Source organism: Tritonibacter mobilis, from assembly GCF_001681715.1.
Lineage (GTDB): Bacteria > Pseudomonadota > Alphaproteobacteria > Rhodobacterales > Rhodobacteraceae > Epibacterium > Epibacterium mobile.
Map to the genome: position 1 here is coordinate 111,945 of NZ_LNWY01000012.1, position 21,726 is coordinate 133,670.

A 21,726-nucleotide genomic window follows, 5' to 3' on the forward strand; every position below is an offset into this window, starting at 1 on the left:
CAAAATCCGGCGCTCAGTGGGCCAGATCAAAGCCCGAACTGCCATGGTGCCTGATCAAAGGCGTAGGCCGCGCCGTCGCGCTCCACCCGGCCGAGGCCGGGGAAATCCAGATGCATGCCAGTCACCAACAACTGATCTGCGGCCGCGCGATCAAACATCGCCTTGCGCGTCTGCGCCGCCAACGGCTGATCCGCATCAAAGGGAATGGTCCACTCCGGGTTCTTGAATTGCAGCGCGGTGCTGTGCACCACATCGCCCCAGAACAAGAGCTGCGCATCGCCCGCATCGAGCATAAAGCCGCTGTGACCCGGCGTATGCCCCGGCAGCGGCATAGCGGTAAAGCCGGGTGCCACTTCGACCTCCCCAGTGAAGGGTTTTCTGCGCTCTGCATAGGGTGCCACCGCATCGCGCGCCATCTGAAAGAACCCACGGCTTCCTTCATCGACTGAGGCCATGATGGCATCATCGTACCAAAATCCCCATTCGGTTTCCGCCACCACCAACTCCGCATTCGGGAAGGCGGCACTGCCATCGGGCGCGATCAGCCCTCCCGCGTGGTCCGGGTGCATATGTGTCAAAAGGACGGTTGTGATCTGCTCTGGAGCGACACCGGTTGCCGTCAGCGCCGCCATAAGACCACCAAGATCCGGCCCCATGAGCTGCGCCGTCCCGGTATCAATCAGCGTATATTGCCCCCCGCGCTCCACCAAATAACCGTTTACCGGAATTTCGAGCCCCTGCCCGCCTTCGCGATAAAAGCTGCCCGCGAGGGTCTCTGCCACCTTAGCCGGATCAGACCCGGTAAAAATTGCCGAAGGAATGGCCAGATGACCATCCAGTAGTGCGGTGATGGTGGCGTCGCCAAACCGAAACTGGTGCAAGACGGGTGCAGGGCCGGAGGGTGCAGCCTGTGCCATCATCCCAAACGACGGCAGTGCAAGGCTTGCACCGCCAAGGCCCAGGGATTTCAAAAGAGTTCTACGGGAAAGGGTCATAAGAGGCTCCAATATCCATTGTCAGCGGATGTCGCCGACGAGATCGAGATAGTGTTTTGCTGTGGCCTTCTGCAGTCTTTGATGGCTAATAAGGGGTATTAGCATTTGCGATAGGAGTGCCAATGGACCGGCTGTCGCTACTTGAAACTCTGATCGTGGCCTTGGATGAGGGCAGCCTGAACCGCGCCGCAGCACGCCGGGAGATGACGCAATCCGCAGTGAGCCAGCAGATAAAACAGTTGGAAAGCCTCATCGGTCATCAGCTCCTGCATCGCACTGCACAAGGGGTGCGCGCTACGCGCTATGGCGAATTGGTCTACACCCATGCGCAAGGTTTGCTCAGCAACTATGACCGGATGACGGCAGAGCTTGATCAGTTGCAAGAAGGGCTCTCGGGCGATTTTCGCATCAGCGTTAACAGCTTTCTTGGGCGTCACCTGATTGGTCCCATGCTGGTGGATCTGGATCGCAAACATGATGATCTGAACATCATTCTGCGCCTTGAGGATCGTCTGGTGGATGTGGTGCGCGAAAACTACGATCTGGCGATCCGCACCGGACGACTTGGCGAAACCGATGGCGTGGGGCGCCGGATAGCCACGATGGAGACGGTGCTGCTGGCGACACCTGACTATCTGGACCGGATGGGCCGCCCCGACGGCCCCGAAGATCTGACACGGCTAAAGTACATTCAGTATTATGAGGACCAGACCAACGGTTTCTTCCCACTCAGTCGCAACGGCGAAGAGGTGCTGGCGCCGATCCGTGTTGGCTTTACTGCCGATGATCCCGATCTGATCCGCCACGCGGTCACCAACGGCACCGGCTACTCACGCGTGCCGCTGTTCTTTGTGCAAGAGATGATCGAAGATGGCCAGTTTGAGCGCGTATTGCCCGAATGGGACGCCCCGGAGAAAGACGTATTTGCCGTCTACCCCTCGCGTCACGGCATTGATCGCCGCAGAGAACTGGTGATAGAAGGTGTGGTTGCCAAATTAGACGAATTTCGCAGCCGCCGCCCTGCCCCGCGCCTGCACGCAGTCACGGCCTGATTTCGAGCAACGTCTCGCAGAGTTTCTCCTCCTATGTCAGTGGGATGCAACCGAGGAGGCAACGGGTTCAATTTCTTGCACAGAACGGATTGCGAGGTCCGTGGTTCGGTTCTATAAGGCTGCTGGCGGGAGATTAGCTCAGCGGTTAGAGCAGAGCGCTCATAACGCTTTGGTCCAGAGTTCGAATCTCTGATCTCCCACCACCCTAGCCGCCGTTTTTGTGCAGCTGAATGCGCCTCCATAAAGTCCAGATTCAGAGTGCGATCACGATATCCGCCTGCAACCCGCCCAGCTCTTCGCTGGTTCCGAGCCGTAACGTGCCACCATGCGCGCGCGCGATATCGGCCACAATCGCAAGACCCAACCCAACTCCGGTGCCCAGATCCTGATTGCGGGCCGGATCAAGCCGCGTGAAGGGGCGCATGGCGTCGCCGCGCAGATCCTCGGGAATGCCGGGACCATCATCTTCGACGCGGATACGCAGGGACTTTTGCATGACCGCCACCGACACCCGTGCCCGCGTGCCATAGCGCACCGCGTTCGAAATAAGATTGTCTAGCGCTCGGCGCACTGCCGCCGCCCGAAGAGGCACGGTGCGATTGCCGACGGTCTCTACCAGATGCACCGTTTTTCCCTGCCGGGTCCAGTTATCGACCGCCTCCTCAACCAGCGCGCAGGGGTCCGTCTCCTCCATCGCACTGGTGGTTACCCCGCGCGAGAAATCGAGGAAGGCATTCACCATATCCTCCATTTCCTTGACATCCTGCAGCATCGGCTCTGCGTCGTCATCTTCCAGCATGGAAAGGCTCAGCTTCAGCCGCGTCAACGGCGTGCGCAGATCATGGCTCACCCCCGAAAGCATCAATGTGCGTTGTTCAATCTGCCGATCAATCCGGGCGCGCATATCATTAAACGCGGCCCCCGCAGCCCGCACCTCGGTCGCGCCACGCGGCTGATAAGGGATCACCCGCCCGCGCCCAAACGCCTCTGCCGCATCGGCTAGCCGTTTGATCGGGCGAAGCTGATTGCGCATATAGGCCATGGCGATCACCACCAGCATAAAGCCAAACACCACAGTGATGACGATCAGCTGATGGGGGGCGGCGACCGTGGCGCGACGGCGGCTGAATTCGATCTCTGTCAGTCCGAATTTCGTCCCCATCACAATATAGCTTGAGTGGGACCGGGTGAACCGGATGGAGTGAAACTCTGGCAAGCTGCGCATCATTGTATCGCGCACGACCCGGCCTGAAAGATCCTCAAACGGGATATAAGTTTCGGGTTCCGCCTCATCCGGCCCGATAAATCGCAGCTGAAAATTCAGGCGCAGCAGCAAGGGCTCCAACGCGTTCAATGCAGCCTCTTGCGTTGGTGCAGCCTCAATCTGATCATTGATCACAAACAGCTCTCGCACCACAGTATAGGACATCTGCTGAGTGATATCCTCAAGGTCGCGCCGGATAAACACAAAGGCCACAACCAGTTGCAGAACCACCACCGGCATCAGCAAAATAAGCGCAGCACGGCCGTAGATGCCGGTGGGCAGGCGTGGAACATAGTGTTTGAGATGAGGGAACTTCATGACTAAGCCTAGAGCGGGACAGGTTTACGCCCTCCGTCAAAGAGGATCATCATGAGCAGAACGCAAGCCACCGACGGGTTCAACCCCAAACCCGGCCATCCCGAAACAGTCGCCGCCGGTATTCGCAGAATTGTCGCGCCAAACCCATCGCCCATGACCTATCGGGGCACCAATACGTATTTGGTCGGAGACACCAAGCTTGCGGTGATTGATCCGGGCCCCGCGTCTGAGGCGCATCTGAACGCCATCCTTACCGCGTGCCAGGCAGGCCAAACCATCAGCCATATTCTGGTGAGCCACAGTCATCTCGATCACTCCCCCCTCGCCAAGCGCCTAAGGGACGAAACCGGCGCACAGATCTATGCCTTTGGCGGCGCGGGTGCCGGGCGCAGCGCCATCATGCAAGACCTCGCCCTCACGGGTACGGCAGGTGGCGGCGAAGGGATTGATCATAGCTTTACTTGCGACCACTGCGTTGAGGACGGGGAAATTATAAGCGGAGCTGGCTGGCAGATTGAGGCGCTGCACACGCCAGGCCATATTGGAAATCACTTGTGTTTTGCCCTCGGCGACATCCTGTTTTCCGGTGATCATGTCATGGGGTGGGCCAGTTCGCTTGTCTCGCCTCCGGATGGCGATCTGACAGACTTCATGGCCTCTTGCCGCAAGTTACAACAACGCGAATGGTCGCTGTTCCTGCCCGGCCATGGCGCGCCAGTAGCATCGCCTCTTGCCCGGCTTGACTGGTTGATCGCGCACCGTCTGGAGCGTGAGCGCGCGGTCCTTGCGCAGTTGAGGTCTGCGCCTGCAACCGCTGCGGATCTCGCGCGTGAAATTTACAAGGATACACCCGCAGCCCTGCTTCCAGCTGCAGAGCGCAACGTCTTTGCCCATCTGGTAGATCTGACCCAACGCCAGCAAATCCACCCAGACGGCCCATTGGCATTCTCAGCGACATTCATCTGTGTGGATTGATTTTTTGACGGTTTTTTGTTTTTCGCACTGGACGCCCAGAAACCGCATCGCTATACGGTCGCTCACACTCCGGCGTAGCTCAGCGGTAGAGCAGTTGACTGTTAATCAATTGGTCGTAGGTTCGATCCCTACCGCCGGAGCCAAAATCCCAAACAGCATTAAGTTCAGCGAACAACACGTTGATATATTGGGATATTCAATTAACCCTCAGGGGGGCGGCAATCATCAGGATTGCGGTATATTGATCCCAGTATTTTCGACGCAATAGGGACAGATCACTGTCTTTCATGGCGCTGGAAATCACCTGCACAAAGTGCTGAGACGCGCCTTAACCTATGATTAGTCATAACTCCCAAGACCTGTGGTGAAACCACCGTCAGGAAGGGTTCTGTTAGGATATATCAGTTAGGTTGATCCACCACGAACTGTCCGACATTGGACCTGGTCACAGATGAAGTGGTAGACATAAATGTTTAAGCGAAAGCCCCAGAAAGCTGTATCGACCGATCTGAATGAGGATCGAAAACTGCGCGCAATGATCGAACGCACGCAGGCAGTTATCGAGTTCGAGGTGGATGGCACCATCCTGCGCGCGAACGACAACTTTTTGCAAACGCTGGGCTACACGCTGGAGGAAATCCAAGGCAAGCATCACAAGATGTTCGTCTACCCCAGCTTCGCCAAAACCGACCGTTACAAAAACATGTGGCGTGAGCTGGCAGAAGGCAAACCGCAAACCGATCAGTTTCCACGCCTGCGCAAAGATGGCGAAGTGGTTTGGATTCAAGCCACATACGCCCCCTATCTGAACGAGGATGGGACGGTTGAACGCATCGTAAAGATCGCCACCGACATCACCAAACGCCGTATGGAAATCCTCGGTATTGCCGCAGCGCTGGAGCATCTGCGAAATGGTGATCTGACCCATCGGTGCGCCCCTTCTGACATCGATGATATCGGACGCCTGTCTACCGCCTATAACGAGGCCGTGGATTCGTTGCAGACGGCGATCCGTACGGTGCGCGACGTCGCAGATGGCGTCAGTCGAACCGCGGGACAACTGAATGGTTCTTCTGCTGAACTGTCTCAACGCACGGAAAATCAAGCGGCAACGCTGGAAGAAACCGCAGCCGCGCTAGAGGAACTTACGGCAACCGTACGATCCGCAGCTGAAGGTGCGCGGGACGTCGAGGGTAACGTTCAAAACGCACGCGTCACAGCCGAAAAGAGCGGACAAGTGGTAAAAGATGCTGTCGAGGCGATGTCCAAGATCGAAGAATCTTCGCAAGGCATTGCAAAGATCATCTCTGTGATTGACGATATTGCCTTCCAGACCAACTTGTTGGCACTGAACGCCGGTGTCGAGGCCGCGCGCGCAGGAGAAGCCGGTCGCGGTTTTGCTGTTGTGGCGTCCGAGGTGCGTAGCCTCGCCCTGCGTTCAGCAGATGCGGCCGGTGAGATCAAAGGATTGATCGAGCAAAGTACCCGACATGTGTCCGACGGCGTCACCCTTGTGGGGCGCGCCGGTACCGAGCTTGAGACGATCATCACCAGCGTGAACTCGATTTCGGAAAATGTAACCGATATCGCCCGCGGCGCTGAGGAGCAATCGATCACCCTGAATGAAATCAACACTGGCATCGGTCATCTGGACGAGGTGACACAGCACAACGCCGCAATGGTTGAAGAAACCACCGCAGCCAGCCAAACACTCTCGAGTGACGCAAATGTCATGACCCAAGAGATGGCAAAATTCGTGTCTGAAGGCGAAATGAAGATCGCAAAACATGTCGCGCCAATCCCGTCTGCCCCCAAAACGCCGCAAGCAGAGCCGGAACTGCGCACAGGCACCTAAACGAGGGCCTGCGCCCTTCGAACGGATGCCAATCCGGGCCGTCGAAGGAGGCGCGCAACGGTCCCTCTCGCCAGTTGACGAACGATGAGACCAAAAGGCCTGCACCGATGAACACGGTGCAGGCCTTTGATATGTTTGACTGGCTGAATACGCGCTTCGTCTCAACAGGCACTTCCTTCAGCGCCGGCGGGTATTGTGCCTGTTGGGAATGATGACGCATTGCGCCTTCTACGTGTACAACGCTCCCCTGCGCCCAGCGCCTCACCAGTTTGTGATTTTTGCGCTGAGTTTATTATTGGCCGACCTTACCGCTCTAAACCAGAACTTAAGAGAAACCTCATAAGACATTAGAATATAGAAATTTGTCCACGCGTTAACCAGCATTGGCTCCTTGTATCGGAGCCGGGAAGAGTAAGATGGCCACGATGAACTCCGGCCTTGGCGGCACGTCAGGCTATGGTGAAAACAGTTTTGTTGCCAACGGCCCCGACACTGGCACGCTTGATGATGGCAGTGTCTATGTCGACATCACGTCCGTTTTTGGCCCGGACGGGATCACACTCTTTGGTAAGAGCTACACCGGGTTCAATGTCGGCACCAATGGTGTCATCGGCTTTGATTGGGACGGCACCAGTTATTATTCGCAGGGGTTAGCCGGATTCAACGACGGCCCTCTGATTGCGCCGCTCTGGACCGACATGGACCTCAGCAAAGGCGGCGACATACTGTGGGATCTCGACCCCACCAACGGCAAGGTCACAATCACTTGGCTGGATGTCGCGCCCTACTCCGGCACGGGGACAAACTCGTTTCAGGTGGTGTTGACGGATACGGGTGACGGGAACTTCGATCTCGAGTTCATCTACGAAGATATCCAGTTCGGCGATGGTTATAACCAAGGTAACAATATCGGCCTGACCGACGGCAACGGGAATGTCTACGAGTTGGAGGGATCCAGCGACCCGACCGCGACCGAACAATATGAGACCACTGATTTCGAAAGCGGCTCTTCGGGGCATTTTGCCACCTCTGTGGTAGATGGCACACCTCAGGTCTATGTCGTGAACGGCAGCAATGGTGCCGACAATATGGACCTCGGCTATATTGATGGTGACGGCCAGGAGATCACCAATCACGACGACAGCATCGAGGGCGGCGCCGGCAACGACACCATCCAAGGCGGCGAAGGTGATGACACGATCATTGGTGGCGCCGGAGATGATGTTATCTACAGTGGCACCCATTCTGATGCCACAACCCCGACCTATAAAACGGTCAATACTGGCGCGAACTACCACGGCACCACAGGTCAGGACTTCTATCACTGGACTGCGGAAACCGGTGGCTATGCCACAATCCGCATGAACTACACCCCCGCAGACGCGGGCGTCGGAGATGGCGAAGCGGATTATGTCGTTGTCGGCAGCACCAATCAGACCGGCACCTTGGAGATTGGGGACTTCGATATTGGCAATGACCGTATTGTCTTGCCCGAAGAGTATTACTCGATCTCGATCAGCTCTTATGAGACGACGTCATATCATTACGCCGATATTACGATTACCTACAACAATGGAAACACACAGAATTTTCTCATCTACCACGATGGGACGACCCCGGTAACAGCCGCCGATATTTTCACCACCGAAGCTCCCACCGTCACAGCCAGTGACAACGATCTGCTGATTGGTGGCGAGGGTGACGATACGTTCATCCTTGAAAACAGCTTTGGTGATGACACCATCGACGGCGGCGCTGGGGAAGGCGACCAGATCGATGCCTCGAACCTGTCCTCGGGTGTCACGGTCACCTACACTGGCGATGAGTCCGGCGAGATCGACAGCGGCACCGACACCGTTGCCTTCAGCGATATCGAGGAATTCACGCTCACCAATCGCGATGATTACTTTGACGCGAGCAATTCTACCACCGGCGTGGTGCTCGACGCCGGCGTTGGAAGCGACACGATCATCGGTTCGGATGGCAATGACACCCTCTCAAGTGGCAACGGCCACGACACAATAACCGGCGGTCTCGGTGATGACGTGATGATCAGTGCCGGCGGTGAGGATCTGTTCATCCTCACAACCAGCGGTGGCCGCGATACCATCACTGACTTTGGCATGGGTGATCTTGATGGCGACGGGCGCTACAACGATCAGCTTGATGTGTCCGATCTTGCGGGAGGCACTGGCCCTGATGGCGCTGTCACCATTTACGATGTTGTCGTAACCGATGATGGCAGCGGCAATGCGGTCATGACGTTCCCCGAAGGGGAGCAATTGGTTCTGGAGGGCGTTCCTCCCTCCAGCCTGTCAACACCCGCAAGCCTTTATTCAGCAGGTATCCCGTGCTTTACGGCGGGGACACTGATTGAGACCGCACGTGGTCCCTGCCCCGTGGAGATATTGCGTGTTGGCGATCAGTTGCAAACCGCTGACAACGGTCTGCAACAGGTGATGTGGGTTGGCATCTCTCACATCGAAGGCGCCGCACTGCGCGCCAATCCGCGCCTGCGCCCAATCACATTGCATCCGGGTGGCATTCTTAACCTGCCTCACCCCATGACGGTGTCCAGACAGCACCGCTTTGTTTTAAACGACACCGATCAGGCGGAGCTTTTCTTGCGGGCAAATCAATTGCATCAGCTTGCGCCGGAACAGGCTCAGTCTCATTGCCCTCAACATGGGGTGACATATGTCCACGTCTTGCTGGAACGCCACGAGGTGATCTTTGCAGGTGGCATCCCGACAGAGAGCTTCTATCCCGGCCCGTGGTCCCTGCGAGGCCTCTCTAATGATGCACAGGCAGAGCTGGCGTCATTGCTGCCCGATCTACGCGCCCTTCGCCCGCTGCATCCACGTTTGGCACGCATCGCCACCGATAAAATCTACTCTCCCTTGGCCCGTAAAGAGATCTCTACTGCGGATCTGGGAATGAGGATAACGCCGGTACGATTGCAACGCCACGCCTGAGCGGCGCATTGCCGCGCATCTTTGCAATGAGGCAATGCGTATTGCAGAGCCTGTCGGACGCATGAGATACCCTGACCCGCACCAGACCTGACAGTCACCGTGAGGACGTTTCATGCCGCCCTATCCTCTCTCAATGTCGCAAGCGCCGCATGTTGAAGGCTTCTTTGATCCTGCCACCAACACGATCAGCTATCTTGTGAGCGACCCGCGCACGGGCACTGCTGCGGTGATCGACAGTGTGATGGACATCGACTATGCCGCAGGGCGGATTACCTATGACCACGCCGACCGGATCATTGCTTGCATCATCGAGCGCGAGTTGAGGCTCGACTGGATTATCGAGACCCATGTTCACGCCGACCATCTGAGTGCCGCCCCCTATATTCAGGACCGTTTGGGCGGCAAAATCGGCATTGGCGCCCGGATTATGGAGGTTCAGGAAACCTTCGGAAAGATCTTCAACGAGGGCACCGAGTTCCAGCGTGACGGCAGCCAGTTCGATAAACTGTTTGAGGACGGCGACACGTATATGGTGGGCGACATCGCCTGTTTCGCCATGGCAACGCCCGGCCACACGCCCGCTTGTATGGTGCATGTGATCGGCAACGCAGCCTTTGTGGGAGATACGCTGTTTATGCCCGATGGGGGATCGGCGCGGGCGGACTTTCCCGGCGGAGATGCGGGCGAACTTTATGACTCGATCCAAAAGGTACTGGCGCTGCCGGACGAGATGCGCCTATTCATGTGCCATGATTACGGCCCCAATGGACGCGATATCCGCTGGGAGACCACCGTCGCCGAAGAAAAGGCGCATAATATCCACGTGGGCGGTGGCAAAAGCCGCGAGGAGTTCATTCGTTTCCGTACGGAACGTGACGCCCAACTGGCAATGCCCAAACTGATCATCCCCTCGCTGCAGGTCAATATGCGCGCGGGTGAGATGCCCACAGATGACGATGGAACCCCGATGCTGAAGGTCCCGATCAACCGTCTCTGATAGGCTGCGCGGAATCGCCGCAGCCGCAAGGATCCGCAATTGCGCCCTGTAAAGCCGCGCAGGGCCCGTGCAATTGACAGTAAAATCCCTGTCTTATCTTGTAAAATTCGTCAAAATCCGGCGGGAATTTACAGTATTACAGCAAGCGCCGGAAAGAGATTTACAGGCAAGCCCTTATTTTAACGATGTTTATTCACATCTTTTCAACTTTGCTTATTATTACCGCAGAGGTTGGAGAACGTTTGACTCTTGGCGCGCTTCCATGTGGAGATCGCGCGCAAGAGAATATTGGAGGGAGGACATTCCATGACCACGCCCGAGAGCGCAGTGTACCCGCCGTCTGAGGACATCATTAAAAACGCGCATATTGATGCTGCGAAATATGATGAGATGTACGCGCAATCCATTCAGAACCCAGAGAAATTCTGGGCCGAACAGGCAGAGCGTATCACCTGGATCAAGCCTTTCACTAAGGTCAAAGATGTCTCCTACGACTTTGGCAATGTGAACATCAAATGGTTCGAAGACGGCCAATTGAACGTCGCCGCCAACTGCATTGATCGCCATTTGGCGACCCGCGGCGATCAGACCGCGATCATCTGGGAACCCGATGATCCGAACGAGGATGCCAAGCATATCTCCTATAAGGAGCTGCATCTGAAGACCTGCCGCATGGCCAATATCCTAGAGAGCATGGGCGTCGGCAAAGGTGACCGGGTGGTGATTTATCTACCGATGATCCCCGAAGCGGCCTATGCCATGCTGGCCTGCGCGCGCATCGGGGCCATCCACTCCATTGTGTTTGCGGGCTTTTCGCCGGACGCTCTGGCGGCACGGGTCAATGGCTGTGATGCAAAGGTTGTTATCACCGCAGACGAGGCCCCGCGTGGCGGTCGCAAAACACCGCTGAAATCCAATGCTGACGCCGCGCTCCTGCACTGCAAAGAGAGCGTCAAATGTCTGGTGGTGCGCCGCACCGGCGGCCAGACCACTTGGATCGATGGGCGCGACTACGACTACAACGAGATGGCACTGGAGGCGAACGACTACTGTAAGCCTGCCGAGATGAATTCCGAGGATCCGCTGTTTATCCTCTACACCTCCGGCTCTACCGGCCAGCCCAAAGGTGTGGTGCATACCACCGGCGGCTATCTGACCTACGCAGCGCTGACCCATGAGGTGACTTTCGATTACCACGACGGCGACATCTACTGGTGCACGGCGGATGTGGGCTGGGTCACGGGCCACAGCTACATCGTCTATGGCCCCCTCGCCAATGGCGCGACCACGCTGATGTTTGAGGGCGTACCCACCTACCCTGACGCCGGTCGGTTCTGGGCGGTCTGCGAAAAGCACAAGGTCAATCAGTTCTATACCGCGCCCACTGCCATTCGCGCATTGATGGGGCAAGGAACTGAATTTGTTGAGAAATACGACCTCTCCGATCTCAAGGTGCTGGGCACTGTGGGAGAGCCGATCAACCCCGAAGCGTGGAACTGGTACAACGACGTCGTCGGTAAGGGCAAATGCCCCATTGTCGACACTTGGTGGCAGACCGAAACCGGTGGCCACCTGATGACGCCGCTGCCCGGCGCGCATGCCACTAAGCCCGGCGCAGCCATGAAGCCGTTTTTCGGGATTGAGCCAGTGGTGCTTGACCCGCAGTCCGGCGCGGAAATCGAGGGCAACGGTGTCGAAGGTGTCCTGTGTATCAAGGATAGCTGGCCCGGTCAGATGCGCACCGTTTGGGGCGATCATGAGCGGTTCGAGAAAACCTATTTCTCCGACTACAAAGGCTACTATTTCACGGGTGATGGCTGCCGCCGCGATGAGGGGGGCGATTACTGGATCACCGGGCGCGTCGATGACGTGATCAACGTCTCCGGTCACCGCATGGGCACCGCCGAGGTCGAAAGCGCATTGGTCGCACATGCTGCCGTGGCCGAGGCCGCCGTGGTGGGCTACCCGCATGAGATCAAAGGTCAGGGCATCTACTGCTATGTGACCCTCATGAACGATCGTGAGCCATCGGATGAGCTCATGAAGGAGCTGCGCCAGTGGGTGCGTACGGAAATCGGCCCGATTGCCTCGCCGGATGTGATCCAATGGGCGCCGGGCCTGCCAAAGACCCGTTCAGGCAAGATCATGCGCCGCATCCTGCGCAAAATCGCCGAAAATGATTTTGGCAGCCTTGGCGATACCTCGACCCTCGCGGACCCGTCCGTCGTGGACGATCTGATCACTAACCGCGCCAGCAAGGGGTAAGTGAACATGAGCACTGATGTGATGACCCGCCCAGCGGTATTGATCCTGCTGGGGCCTCCCGGTGCGGGCAAAGGCACCCAGGCCCGTATGTTGCAGGAAAAATACGGGCTTGTGCAACTGTCCACCGGCGACCTGCTGCGTGCGGCGGTAGCCGCCGGAACAGAAGCCGGGAAACAAGCCAAGGCCGTAATGGACGCCGGAGGATTGGTGTCGGATGAGATCGTGATCGCCATCCTCAAGGATCGGATGAATGATGCGGATTGCAAAAACGGTGTCATCCTCGACGGCTTTCCCCGCACCACCGTTCAGGCAAAGGCGCTTGATGCGTTGCTGGCCTCGACCGGACAACGCATCAATGCAGCCATTAGCTTGCAGGTAAACGACGAGGCCATGGTCGAACGGATCTCGGGCCGCTCCACCTGTGCAGGATGCGGTGAGGGCTATCATGACACGTTCAAGCCGCCGTTGCCGGGGGACACCTGTGCCAAATGCGGTAGTGCAGAACTGACCCGTCGTGCGGATGATCGGGCTGAAACCGTCGCCAGCCGGCTCGAGGCATATCATGCCCAGACCGAGCCTTTGATCACCTACTATGGGGATGCAGGGGTTCTGCAAACCGTTGATGCCATGGAAGAAATCAATCGCGTCGCCACTCAGATGTCATCTGTTGTGGAAACGGTTTTGCACTAAACCTTTTTTCATATGGGTCGCTTTTTGAACGCCTCCGTCCGTATGGCCGGGGGCGTTATTCTTAATTTCTTTTGCATCTTAGTGCAGAGGTTGAAATAAGGGCGTGGGCCGCACTGCGCCTTTCGCACCTGCAGCAACCAACACGGAAACGGAACCCCTGCTCTATGACTCAAACCAGCTTCATTCCCGGCCCAGACACACAAGCCGAGATGCGCGCTGCCTTGGGGTGTTTTGCAACCGGCGTTGTGGTGGTTACAACGCAAACCGAGCGCGGTCCTCTGGCGATCACCGTCAACAGTTTCACATCCGTCTCACTGACACCGCCACTGGTGCTCTGGTGTCCTGCCATCCAATCCCAGCGTCATGATCCATTTGTCAAAGCGCGGCATTTCTCCATCCATGTGATGGCAGAAACGCATATGGAGGCAGCCCTGCATTTTGCCCGCCACGGAGAGGTTTTCGACACCCGTCCATGGAGCCGCAACGACGAAGGGAACCCGGTGCTGGATGACGCGCTCACGCGGTTGGATTGCCAACATCACGCAGCACATCCCGGCGGTGATCACACGATCCTTGTTGGCGAAGTCTTGCGCGTTTCACAGCGCTCGGATCTGGGATCTGGTCTGGTGTTTCATCAGGGCAAATACGGCCGTTTTTCCGACTGACTGACCTCAGGCGCTACGCTGAGCGGCGGGCATCGGCAGGATCGCCAGCACCCGCTCAGGACAAGCACTGGCGCACAGGCCACATCCCGTGCAGTGGCGATCCCGAATTTCCAACGTATCACCCTGTTCACCAAGGTGAATGGCATCGCTTGGGCAAGACCAGATGCAGTGTTGGCACAGAGTACAGCCCTCAGAGATGGTCACATAGCCCGCATTTACCTGTGCACTGTCTTGTGGCTCCTGAGGTAAGACCCGCGTCGTTTCTTCTGTCACGGGCTCTTCCAACAACACAGCCAGTGCATTTTCAGAATGAAACAGGGCGACGGTTCCGTCCAAACCTGAGCAGGCGGCGATATCCTCAACAAGATTAAGCTGTCGGTGGATCAATCTGATATCAGGAGATAATTCTAGGAACACGCGCGAAAAGCCATGGGCCAATGCGCCCAAGACATCCTCAGTTTGCAGGCAGGCCCCATTACAAACCGTGAGGTTCGTCACCGCATATGCACCGCGCAGCCCTCCCGCAGGGTGCACCGGAACATTTGCATTGTAATACAGCACCAATGCCTCAGGACCGCCCCCCATTCGGGTGCGCAGTCGCGCTTCGAGACAGGCCCGTTCAAGGGCTGCGGAGCGGCGAACGCTCGGCGACGCCGCCCCACAAAAACACACATTACTGGTTAACTGGGACATCATTTCCCCCGTGACACGAGGGAGCAGATCCCCGCACACATTAACTCAAACGCCTATCCCCTTAACAGAAAGTTACTTTTTCTTAAAATTGACGATACCCAGCCAATGCTCTGGCTGGGTATCCTGATGTTTCACGATGGCTTCACTAGCCGAAAGGTTTAGTTCAACGCCGCATCCGTAATGGCATGGGTCCAGGCCCCTTCTGGCGTTTTGGTAATCACCGGATCAGACCCACCCGTAAGCAGTGTTTCCACGGTGCGTTCATAGTCTGCGACGTCCAGCGCGCCATTGCTGCCAGAGGTCAATTTTGCGATCTCGCGCATCATGCGTTTCTGGTGGGTCTCTGTCTGGGCACCGGAAGCATCATTGTCGAGCACGATTTCCGCTGCTTCATCCGGATTGGATTCCGCGTATTTCCAGCCCTTCATCGAGGCGCGCACAAAACGCTCCATCTTGTCGACAAAAGCCTCATCAGACAGGTTGTCTTCAAGCACATAAAGACCGTCCTCAAGCGTCGCAACGCCCTGATCCTCGTATTTGAAGGTCAACAATTCTTCTGGCGTCACGCCCGCATCAATCACCTGCCAATATTCATTGTAGGTCATGGTGGAAATGCAATCGGCCTGACGCTGCAACAGCGGATCGACATTGAACCCCTGCTTCAGCACCTCGACCCCCTCGGGGCCTTTGCCTTCGGTGGAAATCCCAAGCTTGCCCATCCAGCTCATAAAGGGGAACTCATTGCCGAAGAACCAGACCCCCAGCGTGCGATCCGCCAGATCCGCAGGCTCGGAAATGCCGGTATCTTTCCAGCAGGTCAGCATCATGCCCGAGGATTTGAACGGTTGCGCGATATTGACCAGGGGCAGGCCCTTTTCGCGCGCCGCGAGGGCCGCGGGCATCCACTCCACTGTCACATCCGCGCCACCGCCCGCAATCACCTGAGTGGGCGCAATGTCGGGGCCACCGGGCAGGATGGTCACATCGAGGTCTTCTTCCTCATAAAACCCTTTGTCTAGTGCCACGTAATAGCCGGCAAACTGCGCCTGCGTGACCCATTTCAATTGCAGTTTGACCTCATCCGCAGCCTGTGCGGCGGAGGTTGCCATCAGTGCCATGGCGGCGGCTGTTAGCACGTTTTTCATCAGTTCGAACTCCCTGTTGATTATGATGAAATCATGCGCAAGCTCATCTCGACACGCAAAAGTTTTGCTTCTTATTGACGGTCGAAACGGCGTCCTCGCGCATATATTGAGCACTGGCCAAGGCGGGGATTTATCCCTCTGTTCAAGGCGTTGCACCCAAAGGATGAAGCGCACCCGCAAAATGCGGAGGCGCAGGTTGTTTCAGCCCCGTTGAGACGGGTGCCAGAAGGTCAACGTTTTCTCCAAAAGCGCCATCAGACCGTAAAAGAGTGATCCGGCAAGTGCTGCGACTACAATTTCGGCCCAGACCATATCGAGGGCCAGCTGCCCCACCGAGGTGGAGATGCGAAATCCCATCCCGACGGTCGGAGAGCCAAAGAACTCGGCCACAATCGCGCCAATCAGCGCAAGCGTGGTGGAGATCTTGAGCCCATTGAACACGAAAGGCAGCGCGGCTGGCAGGCGCAGCTTGAACAGGCTCTGCCAATAGGAGGCCGCATAGGTGCGCATCAGGTCGCGCTGCATCTGATCGGTTTCACGCAAACCCGCCACCGTGTTCACCAACATTGGAAAGAACACCATCACCACGACCACCGCAGCCTTGGATTGCCAGTCAAAACCGAACCACATCACGAGGATCGGCGCGGTGCCAACGATGGGCAGTGCGGCGACAAAGTTCCCGACCGGCAGCAGCCCCCGCCGCAGGAAATCGCTGCGATCCACAAGAATGGCGGTCAGGAAAGCCGCACCGCAGCCGATGACATAACCGCCAAGCGCACCCTTCAGAATGGTCTGGCTGAAGTCCGCCCAAAGGATCGGCAGGCTGGAGGCAAACCGCTCCGCGATCAGCGAAGGCGCGGGCAGGATCACCAGAGGCACCTCAAGGCCACGCACCAACAGTTCCCAGACGATGAGGATCGTCAGGCCAAAGATCGCAGGCACCAAGAGCCCCACCGCACGGGTATTGGCCTTTGGTCCATTGGCCAGCCGCGCGTTGATCCACCAGCCCGCGATCCACACGAGCAGTGCAAGAAAAACCAAGGTCATCAGCGCACCTCCTCTGTGGTCAGGCTGCATCGGGCGCTAGATTTCAGCATATCGCTCATGGTTTCACCCCCATGCGCCCCAGCAGCACCTGCTCCAGCAGCCCCAGCAGCGCAACCAGAGCCGCCGCCAGGATTGCCGCCGCAAAGAGAGCCGACCAGATCTGAACCGTTTGTCCGTAATAGCTGCCCGCCAGAAGTCGCGCGCCAAGTCCGGCCACCGCACCGGTGGGCAGCTCGCCCACGATGGCACCGACCAATGAAGCCGCAATCCCAATCTTCAGCGAGGCAAAGAGATAGGGCATCGAGGATGGCAATCGCAGCTTCCAAAACACCTGCCCCTGAGACGCAAAATACGTCTTCATCAGATCAAGCTGCATATGATCGGGGCTGCGCAGCCCTTTCACCATGCCCACGACCACAGGGAAAAAGCTGAGATAGGCGGCAATGATCGCCTTGGGCAAAAGCCCTTGTACGCCAATGGAATAGAGCACCACGATAATCATCGGCGCCAGCGCGATGATCGGGATGGTCTGGCTGACGATGGCCCAGGGCATCACCGACATATCCATCACCCGCGAATGCACAATCCCCACGGCAAGCAGGATGCCAAGCCCGGTGCCGATGGCAAATCCCATAAGCGTCGCCGAAAGCGTCACCTGCGCATGGTAGATCAGGCTGCGCTTGGAGGTGATCTTTTTCATCACCGTCGTATCCCACAGCTCCGTGGCGACCTGATGCGGGGCGGGCAGACGTGGGCGCTCCACCGACCAGACGCGCGGAATGGCAAAGCTGTTCTGCGCCACGAGACCAAGCGCCGAAGCATCACGCCGCTCCCTTGCAGTGGCAGGCGTCACCTGCTCCCCTGCCCGTTCTGCCGCATCCAAAACGCCTTTGATGTTCATCGGCACGCAGGCGAGATACCAGATCCCGATCAGCGTCACGACAACGGTGAGGACAGCCAAAACCGTTTTCATGCGCGGCCCTCCGAATTCTTAACCTCAGTCATGCGCATGCCCCGCGCGCAGACCCTCGCGGACGCGATGGGCGATTTCGATGAACTCGGGCGAGTCGCGAATATCGAGGGGGCGTTCTTTAGGCAGCGTGCTGTCGATCACCTCGTGGATGCGGCCCGGACGGGGGGACATCACCACGATCTTGGTCGACAGATACACCGCCTCGGGGATCGAGTGGGTCACAAAGCCGATGGTTTTATCCGTCCGCGCCCAGAGTTTCAGCAGTTGTTCATTGAGGTGATCGCGCACGATTTCATCAAGCGCACCAAAGGGTTCGTCCATCAACAGTAGATCCGCATCAAAGGCCAGCGCGCGAGCAATGCTGGCCCGCTGCTGCATGCCGCCCGACAGCTGCCACGGGAATTTACCGCCAAAGCCAGAAAGCTCCACCAGCTCCAGCACCTCAGCCACGCGTTTGTCCTGCTCGGCCTTGGAATATCCCATGATTTCAAGCGGAAGCTTGATGTTCTTGGCGATGGTGCGCCACGGGTACAATCCCGCCGCCTGAAACACATAGCCATAGGCACGCTGCTTGCGCGCGTCTTCGGGTGTCATCCCGTTCACGGTCAAGCTGCCGCCCGTCGGCGTTTCCAGAGATGCCACACATCTCAGGAATGTCGTCTTGCCACAGCCGGAAGGGCCAATGAAGGAGACAAACTCCCCTTTGTTGATCGTGAGGTTGATGTCCTTGAGCGCGTGAACGGATGTCTCGCCCGTCCCAAACACAAGGTTCAGATCCCGGGCTTCGATCACTGCGGCATCCGGGGCTCGGTCCATGGCGCTGTCCACCCGTGAGGTCATTTGCATATTCATTTCATAGCCTTGGTCAAACAAACGGGGGCACGCGGCCCCCGTTCCTGATGCAGTTAGACGCCAGTGGCAGGAATGCCGCTGCGCTCCACCGGGCGCGGCGCGGTCAGATCCTTCCAGGTGCTGAGCGCCGTATTGACCACAGTGTTGGGCGCGCGCTCCACAAACTTGCCGTGGCCTTCCTGCGTCTTGATTTCGCCGTCCATCACCGCCACCTGACCGCGGGTCAGCGTGTAGCGTGGCAGGCCCTTGACCTCTTTGCCCTCGAACACGTTGTAATCAATGGCAGATTGCTGCGAGGCCGCCGAGATCACCTTGGTCTTCGCCGGGTCCCAAATCACCAGATCCGCATCCGCCCCAACCAGAACCGCGCCCTTTTTGGGGTAGCAGTTCAGGATCTTGGCGATGTTGGTCGACGTGACCGCGACAAATTCATTGGGCGTCAGACGGCCGGTCTCAACCCCATGGGTCCAGAGCATCGGCATCCGGTCCTCAAGGCCGCCGGTGCCATTGGGGATCTTGGTGAAATCCCCCACGCCATAGCGTTTCTGCTCAGTCGAGAACGCGCAGTGATCCGTCGCCACCACCGATAGAGAACCCGACTGAAGACCCGCCCAGAGGCTGTCCTGATGCTGCTTGTTGCGGAACGGCGGCGACATCACCCTTCGTGCGGCATGGTCCCAATCGGCGTTGAAATACTCGCTTTCATCCAGCGTCAGATGCTGGATCAGCGGCTCGCCCCAGACCCGTTTGCCCTGCATGCGCGCACGGCGGATGGCCTCGTGGCTGTCCTCGCAGGAGGTATGCACCACATAAAGCGGCACGCCCGCCATATCGGCGATCATGATGGCGCGGTTGGTGGCCTCGCCCTCCACCTGCGGCGGGCGGGAATAGGCATGCGCCTCGGGGCCGGTGTTGCCCTGCGCCAGCAGCTTGGCGCTCAGTTCGGCGACCACATCGCCGTTTTCGGCATGCACCATGGCAATGCCACCAAGCTCCGCAAGCCGCTGAAAGGACGCATACATCTCGTCATCATTGACCATCAAGGCGCCCTTATAGGCCATAAAATGCTTGAAAGTGTTGATGCCACGGGTCTCGATCACGGTCTTCATCTCGTCAAAGACCTGCTCCCCCCACCATGTCACCGCCATATGGAAAGAATAGTCGCAGTTCGCTCGCGTGGATTTATTGTCCCAGCGCTTCAGCGCATCCAGAAGGCTCTCACCCGGACTTGGCAGTGCAAAATCCACCACCATGGTGGTGCCGCCCGCCAGTCCCGCGCGGGTGCCGCTCTCAAAATCATCCGAGGAATAGGTGCCCATGAAGGGCATCTCCAGATGGGTATGCGGGTCGATCCCCCCCGGCATCACGTAGCAGCCGGTGGCGTCCAGCACCTCATCGCCCTTCAGATCCGGGCCAATTTCGGTGATGACGCCGCCTTCGACCAGCACATCTGCCTTATAGGTCAGATCCGCGGTGACAATGGTGCCATTCTTGATGACTTTGGTCATATCAAACTCCCTGTGGTCCGACGCCTTGCGCGCCGTTGTCTTCAAATCCCGGGCGAGTTTCTTCTGACCCTAAATATCCCGGGGGAGTCGCGCAGGCGCGACGGGGGCAGCGCCCCCTCCAAATCAGCGGTTTCAGGCGACGATCTCTGCCGTCTCCAGCACCGCATGCAGCATCACATCGGTGCCCGCTGCGGCCCAGTCCTTGGAAATCTCTTCCGCTTCATTGTGGCTCAGCCCATCAACGCAAGGGCACATGATCATCGCGGTGGGCGCCACATCATTGATCCAGCAGGCGTCATGACCCGCACCGGACACGATATCGAGATGGCTGTAGCCCAGACGCTCCGCCGCATTGCGCACTGCGCTGACGCAGGTCTCGTCAAAGGTCACGGGGTCAAAATGCCCGACGGGTTCGATCTCCAGCCCAAGCCCCAGCTCATCGGCGATCTCCTTCGCCCTGGCCTCGAACTGCGTCCGCATTGACGTGAGTTTCTCCAAATCCGGAGAGCGGAAATCGGCAGTGAACACCACCTTGCCGGGGATCACATTGCGCGAGTTTGGGAAAACATCACAATGCCCCACCGCGCCAACCGCATGCGGCTGATGCGCCATGGCGATCTGATGCGCCGCTTCGGTCATCCGCGCCATGCCAAGCCCGGCATTCACCCGCATATTCATCGGCGTGGAGCCAGTATGCGCGTCCTTGCCGCTCACCGTGCATTGCAACCACCACAGCCCCTGCCCATGGGTCACAACGCCAATATCTTTGCCTTCAGCTTCTAGGATGGGGCCTTGCTCAATGTGCAGCTCGAACATCGCATGCATCTTGCGCGCGCCGACCGTCTCATCCCCGACCCAGCCGATCCGCTTCAGCTCATCGCCGAACGTCTTGCCCTCGGCATCCTCGCGCCCATAGGCCCAGTCCTGTGTGTGCTTGCCCGCAAACACGCCTGAGGCCAGCATCGCGGGCGCAAACCGCGTGCCTTCCTCGTTGGTCCAGTTGGTCACAACGATGGGGTGTTTGGTCTTGATTCCGAGGTCATTCATCGTGCGCACGACTTCCAAGCCACCAAGCACCCCCAGAACACCATCGTATTTGCCGCCCGTGGGCTGGGTATCCAGATGCGAGCCCATATAGACCGGCAGCGCGTCGGGATCTTCGCCGAGGCGGGTCGCAAACATATTGCCCATGGTGTCACAGCCCATGGTCATGCCTGCCGCCTCGCACCAAGACTGAAACAGTGCCCGCCCCTCTGCATCCGCATCAGTAAGCGTCTGGCGGTTGTTGCCCCCCGCGACGCCGGGGCCGATCTTGGCCATCTCCATCAGACTGTCCCACAGCCGATCGCCGTTGATTTTCAGATTTTGTCCAAGCGCGGTCATCTCTGTTTGCTTCCTTCCCTGTGGTCTGCCTCACCCTCATGCATCGGGGCGGGGTCATGCGTGGCTTGTCCAGC

At 57.9% G+C, this 21,726-nt stretch carries 17 protein-coding genes and 2 tRNA genes; 10 read left to right on the forward strand and 9 right to left on the reverse strand.

Annotated elements, in window-relative coordinates:
• Positions 1-26: 26 nt before the first annotated feature.
• Positions 27-995 (reverse strand): quorum-quenching N-acyl-homoserine lactonase RmmL, encoded by a 969-nt coding sequence (gene rmmL / locus UB90_RS11765; protein WP_065325913.1) that lies wholly within the window; start codon positions 993-995, stop codon positions 27-29.
• 122 nt (positions 996-1,117) lie between these two features.
• On the opposite strand from rmmL, the gene UB90_RS11770 reads away from it, so the two are divergent.
• Positions 1,118-2,047 carry a LysR family transcriptional regulator gene (locus tag UB90_RS11770; RefSeq protein ID WP_065325914.1) on the forward strand — a complete coding sequence of 310 codons (930 nt, stop codon included), beginning with the start codon at positions 1,118-1,120 and terminating at the stop codon, positions 2,045-2,047.
• Between the two features lie 127 nt (positions 2,048-2,174).
• Positions 2,175-2,250 (forward strand) — tRNA-Ile (locus UB90_RS11775).
• Positions 2,251-2,300: 50 nt separating this feature from the next.
• On the opposite strand, the gene UB90_RS11780 is transcribed toward UB90_RS11775, so the two are convergent.
• The gene (locus tag UB90_RS11780) at positions 2,301-3,629 is read right to left on the reverse strand and encodes an ATP-binding protein (RefSeq protein WP_065325915.1); all 1,329 of its coding nucleotides are present in this window, start codon (positions 3,627-3,629) and stop codon (positions 2,301-2,303) included.
• A 51-nt stretch (positions 3,630-3,680) separates the two neighbouring features.
• Here UB90_RS11780 and UB90_RS11785 point away from each other — a divergent pair, with 51 nt between their 5' ends.
• From UB90_RS11785 to UB90_RS11820, 8 genes are all read left to right on the forward strand, one after another.
• Positions 3,681-4,604: an MBL fold metallo-hydrolase gene (locus tag UB90_RS11785; protein WP_065325916.1), complete on the forward strand. Its 924-nt coding sequence runs from the start codon at positions 3,681-3,683 to the stop codon at positions 4,602-4,604.
• A gap of 68 nt (positions 4,605-4,672) precedes the next feature.
• A tRNA-Asn gene (locus tag UB90_RS11790) sits at positions 4,673-4,747 on the forward strand.
• Positions 4,748-5,073: 326 nt separating this feature from the next.
• Positions 5,074-6,459, forward strand: coding sequence for a methyl-accepting chemotaxis protein (locus UB90_RS11795; RefSeq protein WP_065325917.1), 1,386 nt, complete (start codon positions 5,074-5,076; stop codon positions 6,457-6,459).
• Between the two features lie 416 nt (positions 6,460-6,875).
• The gene (locus UB90_RS11800) at positions 6,876-9,434 is read left to right on the forward strand and encodes a Hint domain-containing protein (protein ID WP_065325918.1); all 2,559 of its coding nucleotides are present in this window, start codon (positions 6,876-6,878) and stop codon (positions 9,432-9,434) included.
• 112 nt (positions 9,435-9,546) lie between these two features.
• Positions 9,547-10,431 (forward strand): MBL fold metallo-hydrolase, encoded by an 885-nt coding sequence (locus tag UB90_RS11805; protein WP_065325919.1) that lies wholly within the window; start codon positions 9,547-9,549, stop codon positions 10,429-10,431.
• A 306-nt stretch (positions 10,432-10,737) separates the two neighbouring features.
• Positions 10,738-12,696, forward strand: a complete 1,959-nt coding sequence (gene acs / locus UB90_RS11810; protein ID WP_065325920.1) for an acetate--CoA ligase — start codon at positions 10,738-10,740, stop codon at positions 12,694-12,696.
• Between the two features lie 6 nt (positions 12,697-12,702).
• On the forward strand, positions 12,703-13,386 hold the full coding sequence (locus tag UB90_RS11815) for an adenylate kinase (RefSeq protein WP_065326100.1): 684 nt from the start codon (positions 12,703-12,705) through the stop codon (positions 13,384-13,386).
• Between the two features lie 164 nt (positions 13,387-13,550).
• A complete protein-coding gene (locus UB90_RS11820; protein ID WP_065325921.1) occupies positions 13,551-14,051 on the forward strand; it encodes a flavin reductase family protein in 501 nt (166 codons plus the stop codon).
• A gap of 6 nt (positions 14,052-14,057) precedes the next feature.
• On the opposite strand, the gene UB90_RS11825 is transcribed toward UB90_RS11820, so the two are convergent.
• The 7 genes from UB90_RS11825 to UB90_RS11855 form a co-directional block, all read right to left on the reverse strand.
• The gene (locus tag UB90_RS11825) at positions 14,058-14,744 is read right to left on the reverse strand and encodes a 4Fe-4S dicluster domain-containing protein (protein WP_227512090.1); all 687 of its coding nucleotides are present in this window, start codon (positions 14,742-14,744) and stop codon (positions 14,058-14,060) included.
• Positions 14,745-14,902: 158 nt separating this feature from the next.
• Complete coding sequence (locus UB90_RS11830; RefSeq protein WP_005622590.1) at positions 14,903-15,889, reverse strand: ABC transporter substrate-binding protein; 987 nt, start codon at positions 15,887-15,889, stop codon at positions 14,903-14,905.
• A 201-nt stretch (positions 15,890-16,090) separates the two neighbouring features.
• A complete protein-coding gene (locus UB90_RS11835; protein WP_065325923.1) occupies positions 16,091-16,936 on the reverse strand; it encodes an ABC transporter permease in 846 nt (281 codons plus the stop codon).
• A gap of 55 nt (positions 16,937-16,991) precedes the next feature.
• Positions 16,992-17,909, reverse strand: a complete 918-nt coding sequence (locus tag UB90_RS11840) for an ABC transporter permease (RefSeq protein WP_065325924.1) — start codon at positions 17,907-17,909, stop codon at positions 16,992-16,994.
• Positions 17,910-17,933: 24 nt separating this feature from the next.
• Complete coding sequence (locus UB90_RS11845; RefSeq protein WP_039983021.1) at positions 17,934-18,761, reverse strand: ABC transporter ATP-binding protein; 828 nt, start codon at positions 18,759-18,761, stop codon at positions 17,934-17,936.
• 53 nt (positions 18,762-18,814) lie between these two features.
• Positions 18,815-20,269, reverse strand: coding sequence for a dihydropyrimidinase (gene hydA / locus UB90_RS11850; protein WP_065325925.1), 1,455 nt, complete (start codon positions 20,267-20,269; stop codon positions 18,815-18,817).
• A 132-nt stretch (positions 20,270-20,401) separates the two neighbouring features.
• Positions 20,402-21,652, reverse strand: coding sequence for a Zn-dependent hydrolase (locus UB90_RS11855; RefSeq protein ID WP_065325926.1), 1,251 nt, complete (start codon positions 21,650-21,652; stop codon positions 20,402-20,404).
• Between the last annotated feature and the right edge of the window lie 74 nt (positions 21,653-21,726).

Bases quoted from the DNA above. Each gene is read 5' to 3' on its own strand.
- rmmL (WP_065325913.1), bottom strand. From the start codon at position 995: ATGACCCTTTCCCGTAGAACTCTTTTGAAATCCCTGGGCCTTGGCGGT.
- UB90_RS11770 (WP_065325914.1), top strand. From the start codon at position 1,118: ATGGACCGGCTGTCGCTACTTGAAACTCTGATCGTGGCCTTGGATGAG.
- UB90_RS11780 (WP_065325915.1), bottom strand. From the start codon at position 3,629: ATGAAGTTCCCTCATCTCAAACACTATGTTCCACGCCTGCCCACCGGC.
- UB90_RS11785 (WP_065325916.1), top strand. From the start codon at position 3,681: ATGAGCAGAACGCAAGCCACCGACGGGTTCAACCCCAAACCCGGCCAT.
- UB90_RS11795 (WP_065325917.1), top strand. From the start codon at position 5,074: ATGTTTAAGCGAAAGCCCCAGAAAGCTGTATCGACCGATCTGAATGAG.
- UB90_RS11800 (WP_065325918.1), top strand. From the start codon at position 6,876: ATGGCCACGATGAACTCCGGCCTTGGCGGCACGTCAGGCTATGGTGAA.
- UB90_RS11805 (WP_065325919.1), top strand. From the start codon at position 9,547: ATGCCGCCCTATCCTCTCTCAATGTCGCAAGCGCCGCATGTTGAAGGC.
- acs (WP_065325920.1), top strand. From the start codon at position 10,738: ATGACCACGCCCGAGAGCGCAGTGTACCCGCCGTCTGAGGACATCATT.
- UB90_RS11815 (WP_065326100.1), top strand. From the start codon at position 12,703: ATGAGCACTGATGTGATGACCCGCCCAGCGGTATTGATCCTGCTGGGG.
- UB90_RS11820 (WP_065325921.1), top strand. From the start codon at position 13,551: ATGACTCAAACCAGCTTCATTCCCGGCCCAGACACACAAGCCGAGATG.
- UB90_RS11825 (WP_227512090.1), bottom strand. From the start codon at position 14,744: ATGTCCCAGTTAACCAGTAATGTGTGTTTTTGTGGGGCGGCGTCGCCG.
- UB90_RS11830 (WP_005622590.1), bottom strand. From the start codon at position 15,889: ATGAAAAACGTGCTAACAGCCGCCGCCATGGCACTGATGGCAACCTCC.
- UB90_RS11835 (WP_065325923.1), bottom strand. From the start codon at position 16,936: ATGACCTTGGTTTTTCTTGCACTGCTCGTGTGGATCGCGGGCTGGTGG.
- UB90_RS11840 (WP_065325924.1), bottom strand. From the start codon at position 17,909: ATGAAAACGGTTTTGGCTGTCCTCACCGTTGTCGTGACGCTGATCGGG.
- UB90_RS11845 (WP_039983021.1), bottom strand. From the start codon at position 18,761: ATGAATATGCAAATGACCTCACGGGTGGACAGCGCCATGGACCGAGCC.
- hydA (WP_065325925.1), bottom strand. From the start codon at position 20,269: ATGACCAAAGTCATCAAGAATGGCACCATTGTCACCGCGGATCTGACC.
- UB90_RS11855 (WP_065325926.1), bottom strand. From the start codon at position 21,652: ATGACCGCGCTTGGACAAAATCTGAAAATCAACGGCGATCGGCTGTGG.